General features: G+C 31.9%; 14 protein-coding genes. 2 read left to right on the top strand and 12 right to left on the bottom strand.

Features of this window, described 5'->3' with window-relative positions; genetic code table 11:
* Nucleotides 1-121: 121 nt before the first annotated feature.
* The 4 genes from GOQ24_RS12680 to GOQ24_RS12695 all read right to left on the bottom strand — a co-directional run bounded on the left by GOQ24_RS12680 (nt 122) and on the right by GOQ24_RS12695 (nt 3,175).
* Complete coding sequence (locus tag GOQ24_RS12680; RefSeq protein WP_155092849.1) at nt 122-523, bottom strand: hypothetical protein; 402 nt, start codon at nt 521-523, stop codon at nt 122-124.
* A gap of 465 nt (nt 524-988) precedes the next feature.
* On the bottom strand, nt 989-1,804 hold the full coding sequence (locus tag GOQ24_RS12685) for a DNA alkylation repair protein (RefSeq protein WP_155092848.1): 816 nt from the start codon (nt 1,802-1,804) through the stop codon (nt 989-991).
* 50 nt (nt 1,805-1,854) lie between these two features.
* The gene (locus GOQ24_RS12690) at nt 1,855-2,478 is read right to left on the bottom strand and encodes a hypothetical protein (RefSeq protein WP_155092847.1); all 624 of its coding nucleotides are present in this window, start codon (nt 2,476-2,478) and stop codon (nt 1,855-1,857) included.
* Between the two features lie 70 nt (nt 2,479-2,548).
* On the bottom strand, nt 2,549-3,175 hold the full coding sequence (locus GOQ24_RS12695) for a redoxin family protein (protein WP_155092846.1): 627 nt from the start codon (nt 3,173-3,175) through the stop codon (nt 2,549-2,551).
* Between the two features lie 91 nt (nt 3,176-3,266).
* On the opposite strand from GOQ24_RS12695, the gene GOQ24_RS12700 reads away from it, so the two are divergent.
* Nucleotides 3,267-3,611 carry a winged helix-turn-helix transcriptional regulator gene (locus GOQ24_RS12700; protein ID WP_155092845.1) on the top strand — a complete coding sequence of 115 codons (345 nt, stop codon included), beginning with the start codon at nt 3,267-3,269 and terminating at the stop codon, nt 3,609-3,611.
* A 10-nt stretch (nt 3,612-3,621) separates the two neighbouring features.
* Here the strand turns inward: GOQ24_RS12700 and GOQ24_RS12705 are convergent, their stop codons facing one another.
* The 3 genes from GOQ24_RS12705 to GOQ24_RS12715 are packed head-to-tail and all read right to left on the bottom strand — an operon-like array spanning nt 3,622 to nt 5,286.
* Nucleotides 3,622-4,284 carry a VOC family protein gene (locus GOQ24_RS12705; protein ID WP_155092844.1) on the bottom strand — a complete coding sequence of 221 codons (663 nt, stop codon included), beginning with the start codon at nt 4,282-4,284 and terminating at the stop codon, nt 3,622-3,624.
* A gap of 32 nt (nt 4,285-4,316) precedes the next feature.
* The gene (locus GOQ24_RS12710) at nt 4,317-4,619 is read right to left on the bottom strand and encodes a DUF2695 domain-containing protein (RefSeq protein WP_230381546.1); all 303 of its coding nucleotides are present in this window, start codon (nt 4,617-4,619) and stop codon (nt 4,317-4,319) included.
* A 1-nt stretch (nt 4,620) separates the two neighbouring features.
* Entirely contained in the window at nt 4,621-5,286 is a 666-nt protein-coding gene (locus GOQ24_RS12715; protein ID WP_160339847.1) for a DUF6304 family protein, read from the bottom strand.
* A gap of 140 nt (nt 5,287-5,426) precedes the next feature.
* Here GOQ24_RS12715 and GOQ24_RS12720 point away from each other — a divergent pair, with 140 nt between their 5' ends.
* A complete protein-coding gene (locus tag GOQ24_RS12720) occupies nt 5,427-6,683 on the top strand; it encodes a retropepsin-like aspartic protease (RefSeq protein WP_160339848.1) in 1,257 nt (418 codons plus the stop codon).
* 76 nt (nt 6,684-6,759) lie between these two features.
* Here the strand turns inward: GOQ24_RS12720 and GOQ24_RS12725 are convergent, their stop codons facing one another.
* The 5 genes from GOQ24_RS12725 to GOQ24_RS12745 form a co-directional block, all read right to left on the bottom strand.
* A complete protein-coding gene (locus GOQ24_RS12725; RefSeq protein ID WP_155092841.1) occupies nt 6,760-7,227 on the bottom strand; it encodes a hypothetical protein in 468 nt (155 codons plus the stop codon).
* 145 nt (nt 7,228-7,372) lie between these two features.
* On the bottom strand, nt 7,373-7,759 hold the full coding sequence (locus GOQ24_RS12730) for a VOC family protein (protein WP_243731274.1): 387 nt from the start codon (nt 7,757-7,759) through the stop codon (nt 7,373-7,375).
* A 150-nt stretch (nt 7,760-7,909) separates the two neighbouring features.
* A complete protein-coding gene (locus tag GOQ24_RS12735; RefSeq protein WP_160339849.1) occupies nt 7,910-8,437 on the bottom strand; it encodes a hypothetical protein in 528 nt (175 codons plus the stop codon).
* A gap of 175 nt (nt 8,438-8,612) precedes the next feature.
* Nucleotides 8,613-9,446 carry a tetratricopeptide repeat protein gene (locus GOQ24_RS12740; RefSeq protein WP_160339850.1) on the bottom strand — a complete coding sequence of 278 codons (834 nt, stop codon included), beginning with the start codon at nt 9,444-9,446 and terminating at the stop codon, nt 8,613-8,615.
* Between the two features lie 281 nt (nt 9,447-9,727).
* Nucleotides 9,728-9,999, bottom strand: a 272-nt coding sequence (locus GOQ24_RS12745; protein ID WP_160339851.1) for a hypothetical protein, incomplete at its 5' end; no start/stop codon positions are given.

Raw genomic sequence — 9,999 nt, forward strand, 5'->3', positions numbered from 1 at the left:
AGCTTAGTTTTGAGAAACGAAAAAATAAAAAGCACAATGAAATGAAAACCAATTAGATAAAAATAAAAAAGAAGTGATTTTAATTTTTATCGGACGCTAATGCATTTAATTATTTATTCTTTTAATTTTCATCATAATCAAACTGGTGAAAATCTTCGAAGTTAACAACTTCATCGCAATTAGCTTCAGAATACTTCTCTTCTCCTGAATCAAACAATACAAAATTTAATCGTTTAAATAGTAAATCAAGCATTTTCTTTTGTCCCTCAGCATCAAGATCCATTTTCATTTTCACAACGTGATCTTTCAAAGGAGTGCTTCTTTCAAGGTCAACACAAATCAAAACAATTTCAAAATTGTGTATACCTGTCAATGAAACTCCTACTACCTTAAACTTGTTACTATCTACATTAAAGTAGTCGCCTATACTACTAATGTAATTCCCCTTATTTGCAGCGATTGTATCTGAGATATCAGCTGCTACACTTCCTACGAAGTCATTGTACTGTACTTTTGCTTTCATAAACAACAAATTTTAATTTTTCTTTTCACAAGCGAAGATAGTAAAACATTAGTTCTCAACACAATATAGCTTTCGTTTTCAGACTCTATCAATAAACGAGCATTCACAAAGAAAAATCAAAGATTTTTATATTAAAAAAGATAAATAATCACACATTTTTAATACATAAGTACACAATAAGTTATTTTTTAATACAATTATCAACTTAAAGCAATTAAAGTTATTTTTATTTAATAATAATACATATTTCACTTAATTAGTAATAATAAATTAAAAATACGAAGAATCAACATACATTATTCACAATATTTTATTCAAAAATAACAAATAAAACATCTACAACCCCTCCTTTCCTTTAACACTTTTTATCCAAAAAGGATACTTTTTAAAGTTTTGACAATTAATAGCAGTTATTAGCCCCTCTTATTTAGCCCTTTTCCTTTTAAAGGACATAAGCATTTATAACTAAATTTTAATATTAACTTCTTTTAGACTTCTCAGTGCTTTCATGACAAACGCATACATTGACTTACTCTTATCTGAGGAGTTCCACCATCTCATACAAGTTTCCTCAACAAAAGTAGGTTGAGATTTCGATGCATCATTTAACCAATTAGCGACACTATCTTTTACATATTTTGATGAATCCCCTTTTAGCGCTTCTAACAACGGTAATCCTAATTCTGGTTTCTCTTTTAATTCATTTATATGCTTACACCAAACACCTCTTGGACGAGTTGATTCAGTAGTAAACCTGCGGATATACTCATTCTCATCTTTCGTCCATTCAAACAATAGACTCAAACTTTCTTCTAAGTGCTCAATAATATCCTCTCGCACAGCCATCCAACAAATCTCTCTCACTCCAAAATGACTATCAGCAGCAAAATCTCTAATGGCCATGAGTTTATCGGCAATAGTAAACGACTCGTTATAATGAATAAAATAAGTAGCCCAACAACGAACCAAATCACTCTTGTGATTCTTTAGTAAATGAAAGAGTTCACTATCGCTATCTTCATTAGACAAATGATATAGTGTATATCCGATACACTGATTTATAGTGTTTACTGTTTTCTTTTCTAAACCGTCTACGGCATCTAAAACACAGTTGATATAATTCTCTCTATCCAAAGAGATTAAAACATTCTTGACTAAAACACGCTGATCAATAGCTAACCACTCTGTCAAATTAACACTTGACAATTCCCCCGCATTCAAACCAGATAATACATCTACTGGAATATCTTTTATTGATCGAGCTCCTTTCCTTTTTTCCATTTCCTTTCTTATAAAAAAATAAAGCCCAGTGAGCTTTATTTAATGATCCATTATGATTTCAATTTTTTTATCTTATCCTTTATCTTCTTATCAACTTCTTTGATATAATACTCTGCTAAAGAGAAACTCGATTCAATATTACTCGTTATTACAGCAAGTTCGCCCTCTATAAAGTAATTTACCTCCTTGACGTACATACACTGATCCACATTAAACTCATCGGAATTTCTATCTACATGAAACACCAACTGTTGACTAACAACCAAAGCTATGCGATTCTTATCAAAATAATAAGCATCTAACATTTCTTTATCTATCTTACGCACAACAATTTTTTGAATTTCATGTTTATCATTGTAGTATAAAGTAGTTAAACCAACCACAACCTTAGTAGCAAACTCTTTTGTTGATACTTCAGACCAATCTTTAATAGCATTAATACAATTAAATACTTTGACTACTGGTTTGACAACACTAATACTTGACTCTGTATATTCCAACTCACTTTCCTGTGTAATTTGCTCCAGCAAACTATTTGAAAGCTTATCATCTACAGACAATGCTCGTTCGTACATCAGCATTATATCATCTGTGTTTATTGTATCACTTTTACACGAAGTCGCAATAAGAGAACAAAAAACTACGCATACAAATAAAAAAACACGATTAGTCATAACTTTAATTAATTTTAATCACAATTTAACAATTATAATTATAATACTAAAGTCAAAACCTATTTAATTTTTACAGTATACTTTTTAGGTCTAAGCGATTGCTATAATCCACGTCCAAATATCTATAACCAATCATCCCTTCTTCGTCTACAAAGTACACAGCGGGTACTGATAATTCCACTTTCTCAGTCTGATTTAAAAGCTTCAAATCTAAACCTAAAGCTTCATAATGTGGTTGCACAAAATCTTGAAGTTCAAAATTAATCCCCAAGGCCTTACCTATCGCCAATCCCCAATCTTGTACAATGCGAAAAGGCATTTGCATCTCAGCTTTCCATTTCTTTAAGAGTGCAACATTCATAGGAGATACCACAATTACCTCAACGCCTTTTTCTTCCAATTCTTTTTGATAACTCATTAGATGAGCAAGCTCTACATTACAAAAAGGACACCAACTTCCCCTTACAAAACTTACCAACGCTTTCTTCCCTTTAAACAAATCGACAATGGAAATCAACTGCTCATTCTCATCAACTACTGGGACAGAAGGAAACGCCATTCCCACTTCAGATACTCTACCAAATTCTTGTGTTTTCAAATCTGCTATCGAATCGCCAAATGCTGTTAATACTTCTATAGGTAATTGCGTTTGCATACCTTGAGTCACCTCGGCTAATGCCTGTTTTATTTCTTTCATAATAAAGTCTTATTTTTGCAAAGGTGATAATCCGTTTATTACTATACAATACCGCATATATTCCCCCCATAGGGATAAAAAAGTCACTTTTATGAATACAAAGGCACGAGCAATAGAAGAAAAAATTTGTCCACTTGAATTTGCTGTTAATGCAATCAGTGGAAAGTGGAAGATTCCCATCGTTTGGCAGATCAACCAAGGTCATAAACGCCCAAGTGAAATGCTTAAAGGAATTATGAAAGTAGACCGCCGCGTGCTTAATCAACAACTAAAAGAGTTAGAACAAGACGGAGTATTATACAAAGTAAATTATAATGAACTTCCGCCAAAGGTAGAATATCATCTAACCTCATTAGGAGAACAATTAGTAGAAGTACTATGGAAATTAAATGCTTGGGGAGAGACCTTATTAAAACAAAAAGAGACTAATAAATAGTCTCCTTCTCTTATTTTAGCTCCTGACTATCAATAGAAATCATCATTTCATTCGATTCTATAATAGCGCTGAGATTTGAATACTTGGCAGGAATAGAAGTAGGATACCAATTTCGATTAGGACTTACCATAATGAGTAATCCTTGATCATCTCCTAATGCTAAGAAACTTTCTGTTGGTTTAGCCTTGTCAAAATACGATAAATCATATTCTGCTATTAACTTCTCCGCTTGTTTTATTGGGTTTTCCACTACCAATCCAATTTCACTAATACACGTAATTTGTGCAGGATTGAAAGGCCCATCAATTGATAACTGTATATCTTCTCTTGCTATGAATTCCAATATATTGCCATCATTATCTCTAAAATAGATAGACTGCGCTTTCCACTCCTCAAAAGTAGTTACCAGATTACCCTCGACATTTTTTATCAAATCTAATTTACCTTCCGCCCATTTCAATGACTCATTCAATTGAGAAGAAGGAATATTAAATGCTAAGTGATAAATCTCCACAGGAGTACTTACTGCTTTTAGAGTAAGAATAGTTTCCCCTGCCTGAACTGAAAAAAACGCTGAGGACTCCTCCAATAATTCAAATTCCAAAACTTCTGTATAGAACACTTTACTCTTACTTAGATCTGTCGTTTCTATATCTACATTTACTATATACATAATATTTTTATTGTTTAAATTATTCTGTTTAACTATTCAAAGTACTCCTCTACATTCCATAGTACCTCACAATCGCAATAGCCACCGTGCTCTCTTAACCACACTACCACACCTTCAATATTCTTAATATCAATTCTATTCAGTATCTCCACTGTTTTCGAACTCGTATGATCACATCCACAAATCTCAAGTTGCTCATCTAATGCGTCAAACAATTGAGTAAAAAATGCTCTCTCCATAGGCAAGCTCTCTTCAAATAACCTTTGTTGTTCTTCTTGCCATTGTTGCTTTAACTCCCTTTTGCGTTGTTTTTCAATCTGCTTATCATTCATCATATTACCTAAATGCTCCCTTGACTCCCCTTACTTCAAATTTTTCACATAATTCTATCTCTTGTACAATAGCAATCTTATCCTTTTCTTCTTGACAGAGTATCTCATACTCAATCTTATTTGTCACATTCTTATAATGCTCCTTTAATTGACTAAAGCACATCATCGTCCCAAAAGCACTATTTCCATATATACTGTAATCACCATACAAACAACCATAGCAATTCTTGAAATAATACCCCTGAGGTAACTGTTTCACTAATTGATCAAATGCTGTTTCTATAGTATCCCCTTTACCACATAAGGTACTTTTACCTAAATCAAAGGACAGACAAATTCCCTCATGAGCTATCGATTGCTTCTCCAAGGTATAATTTCCTATTTCAGCTGCTAATCGCAATTGAATGGGTTGTTCTGTTTGACCACTAAAACACAAAAACTGAAGTATATCCAATTCCAGTGTACAATTGCACAATGATCTCCTTTGATCTTTAGTAACGGAATAAAATTCATTATTCGATATAACTTCGTTTCCTTGATAACAAAGATCTGTAAATTCTGATCCTTTAAAAGTTGCATCACCTATACTTACAGTTAAATATCTACCGTCATTCAACACGTCAATGGGCAGGTCATAATCCTTATGTTTATATCTTCCTTTATAAATCATAGCTTACACTTATACGATCAAATCTACGACCATTTACAAAATATGTCCTTGTTAACAATAATAAAACGCCCTAAGTCAATAAAAATTATTCTTATTCTTAATAGAAAATAAACTACTATTGCACTACCAATCCTATAGTTATGAAAAAAACAATACTTTTTCTATGTTTAATTATCTGTTCTACGCTCAACGCTCAAATACATTTAAACCCAGACCTACACAAATTGGTTGTACAACACAAATACGGTGAGTTACATTTAAAGAATAAAACAAATCAAGAAAAAGACAAATACTTCTTCGATGCAGTATATTACAGCAGTGTAAATCAACCCAAAACATCTCAACAGTATTTAGAAAAGCTAATAAAAGAAGATTCGTTATTCCTACAAAAGATAGAATACTGGAAACTCGCTAGTGAAAATAATATCAAACTTTTCAATTACAACCAAGCTTATTTAGCTTCAAAACACATATTGGAGAACTTCAAAGACAAGCTAAGTCCTGAAGAGCTAAGTGATGAGCAAAATAACTTAAATATATGGTTTACTTTAAAAGATGTGCCTAACCAAGAAATTAGCAGTTTTAAAACTGTAGAAATTGTTGCCCAGAAAGACTTAGCTAACCTAACGACTATCGAAGTAACAGCAAAAAACACCCAAAAAGATTTTGTCTTTGATACAGGAGCAGGTCTCAACTGTATTACAATATCTTTAGCAAAAGAGATGAACTTCACAATCTTACCCGATAATAACGTAACCGCAAGAAGCTTTACAGGAGTCAACAATAAGGTGCTATTAGCTATTGCACCAAAACTACAGATTGGCAGTTTAACCGTCACTAATGCTGTTTTCCTCGTTTATCCTGATGAGGCATTTACTTTTGCCAATGGAAAATATAAAATACACGGCATCATTGGATTTCCAATAGCAAAAGACTTGGGTACAATTACTTTTGAGAAAAACCAACTAACATTTGCTAAAAATCAACAAGACAACAATAGCGAGAAGAACTTATATTTTGAATATCTAAGACCAATCTTATTACTCAAATACAAAGGAGAACAACTTCCTTTTAATTTAGATACAGGTGCTCAGAAAAGTCAATTTAGCAAACCTCTATTTGATTTATTTAAAGAAGAAATCAGCGCAAAAGCAAAGAAAATAACTACTACAACAAGTAGTGCTGGAGCACAAGAAAAAACACAAAACCTTTATCTGCTCAAAAACCAAAAGTTTTGGCTAACAAATAAGAAAATCAAATTACCCGAAATGTTGATTGACTTCAACAATATAGATGTATATGGCCCCTATAATTACGGAAATATAGGTCAAGATATTTTATCTCAGTACAAAAAGGTAATTATAAGTTTTGATCACAACTACCTAAAATTAGAATAAACAAATAGGCCTGGTTTAAAACCAGGCCTATTTGTTAAAAAAATGATCAAAATCTTGAATGATTCAAAGTAGCATTTCATCTATTCTGCCATATTGATTCATTCTCTTCAACTTTTTCTATTTTATCGAATTTACTTACAATTTGTTTTTTATCTGCTAACGAAAATAAGTCACTGTCTTTTATCTTCTTAAAAAATAAAACGATTACAGCGATGATGCTTAGTCCTATAGCCCCCCATACAGATACCTTCCACATTGTCACGACTGAGCTAATAAGATATAACACTCCAATATATTGCATTGGTATCCAGAATAAAGTGTGATTGTTTTTATAACGATAGTATTGATTATCTTCTTCGTGAAACAATATCTTTTCTTCATTCCACAATACACCCAATACCCATGTTGCTATACCTGCAAGTAATGTCCCTATAGAAAAAACAAGTTCTCCACTTACTTCTTTTCCAAATACAATTCTTGGCACAACACATCCTATCAAAAAGAATATTAACGCTAAAATACCACGTCCTGACCAAACTACCATTTCGAACTATTTAATGATGACAATACTACCTAAATATCAATACCTTACAAAGTAAAAAAATGAATTATCATTCATACAAGTAATTGGTATTTTGTACAAAACTACAGCTAATTCTAAAAACAATTTTATCCTTTTTGGATACTTTTTACATACTCGTACACAATTCAATTAAAAAACCATTATTATCTAACACATAACCTACCGTCTGTCCCCACGGCTTTACTGTCACAGACTCATGTATTGTGCCTCCTGCTTGTTCTACCTTCTCTATAGCTAAGAATACATCATCGACAACAAATCCCAACTCTATCCCAAAAGGTTTCTCTTTATTCACCTGTTGATATCCTTTACTCAAATTACTCGAGGCTAAATCAATATGTGCAAATGCAATCGTTGTATCTCCTGATATCAACTCTCCATAATCTTGCTCTGGAGTGACAAACTTTCTTACAAACCCAAAAGCTAGTTCATAAAATTGAATAGTAGCTTCTACATCCACTACATACATAATAGTATAACTGTATTTTATCATTCCTTTCTATCTAAAAAATTCTTCTTCTATTTAATTTATACTACAAGACAAGTATTCTATATGGTGAAATTGTTACATACAAAAACAAAAAGTCGAAGTATTAACTCCGACTTTTTTTATATCTTTTTATTAGTCAGTGTAAACCAACTCCTATCCCTCAAAATCTCCACAGTCGTGAACTTCAAAAGACTCCAGCAAACTCTTAAGCGTATAGAAACCCGCTGGTCTGTATAGCTTTTGATCAATCTCTTGTCCTTTCACTGTTAATTGATATACAGGATATTCATCCACTCTCTTAAATACAAACTCATTAAGAGGAGTGTGTATAACAATCACATTATCCATCTCTTCTATTTTAGTAATCTTATAGGATATTTGCGTATGTAGGTCACATGCGTTCATTAAATTTATCATCTCTCCATCCACGATTATATTTGCTACATCACAAGCATAACAACTTCCTCCAAATTCAAGTCCGTATTTTGCAGTTACTTCTGTAGCCTCTGCATTAACAATCTCCATCGGAACAAGTAGTTCACTTTGCAATTGATTTACTTTTTCACTGACAACTATCTCAGTTACATTATCAGCTGTTTCAGTTCCTGCTGTAGCCGAGTCCTTTTGTTTACAACTAATCGTTAACACTATTAGACACACGAGCATTAATGCTTTTTTCATACCTTTTATATTTTGAGCAAATGTAGATATTATTATAACTAAACAGCACCCCTAAAAACAACTAATTTGAATACTTTTCTTAATCCAAAATCAACAATAGACAGTAATTATACAAAACAGGTCTGAATTAGTAACAAAATACACTGTTGTATAATAACTATTAAGTAGTATTTAATTAACGCTGGCTCTTGGGCTTTATCTGATAAGGATATAATTCATACATAGCATTCGCTTCATTGATAGAGTATCCATTCTTATTATATTCCACGAATAACTTAAATGTATCATTTGCTACATTATCTTTTTGCTTATCTTGACAAAGAGTTTTATAATAATAGGCATCCGAAAACTCTTTATACTCCTTAATCGCCATATCAAAATAGTCAATTGCTTCTTGATATAATTCTTGTTCATACTTGACAATCCCTAGATAAAACAGATCAACATGATGTATATCCTGAAATACTTCTTTCTGCTTCTCTACTGCTCTTAAAAAATATTGTTCTGCTGTAGCAAATTCATTCAATTGCAAATAAGACAACCCTATATAAAAAGTATATGTGTGATCCATTTCATACCTATCTCCCCAGCGGAATAAACATTCCTCAAAATCTGCAATTGCATCTTTATAGGTTTTAAGGAACACACATTTAATAAAAGCTCGATAAGGCAAATAACGCTTCACATCATAAAGTACAGCTTTATCTAAATATTCCATACCTACCTCATACTTCCTATTTTTAAAATAAGGCATTGCTTTTTGTTGCCATAGATAAGCTATAGTACTATCCTTCTTAAGCCCCTCATCTAAATTGGTTTGCCACTTATTCATATCTAAATAGTAATTATACTGATGAGCACCATTAGTAGCATATTTAGCAATAATACTATCTTGCTTCACTGCTTGCACCTCACTAAGTTGGCGTTCTTCAATATACTTCTGCTTCTCTACAGATAGTTGACATCCTACTAATATAAATAATCCAAAGACGATAAAAGGGTATTTCATAACTATCTACATCTAATTTAGTTATTTAAAAATACTCATTTTTAAATAATAAACATATGATCAAAAGCAACTATACAAAACAAGCCTGAATTTCTCTCCTTCATAAGTTTATGTTTTTCTTTACTTAAATTTCAAATGTAAGTATATAAATAAAGTAAAGTATCATAAATACTGAATAATACTTTACTTTATAGGTAACAGATTACTTAATAGAGCTATACCAAGCCTCTTCTTTATGTCTACTTTCTTTATATTATTAACCCCATGCTTTATTACATATTCTATTTATTTGTCAATAATTCAAGTGCTTTTTCTTTGGTTTCTTTATCAGTTTTACTTTGAACAACCAATTCTAAAGCTTCGTATTCTAAACCATTTTCAAATATCCAAGTAGTTGCACTTATATGAGCTTGCTTACTAGAGGTTTTAAAAATGCTCCCATTTTTCTGAGTATATTTTTCACCATACATCTGTTCAGCATCTTCACATCCAGCTTTACTATTTTGTTTAAAAAGATTAAACATATAGAATACATAAGTACGTTTCCCTACAG

It is taken from the genome of Myroides sp. LoEW2-1 (genome assembly GCF_009767705.1).
Lineage (GTDB): Bacteria > Bacteroidota > Bacteroidia > Flavobacteriales > Flavobacteriaceae > Flavobacterium > Flavobacterium album_A.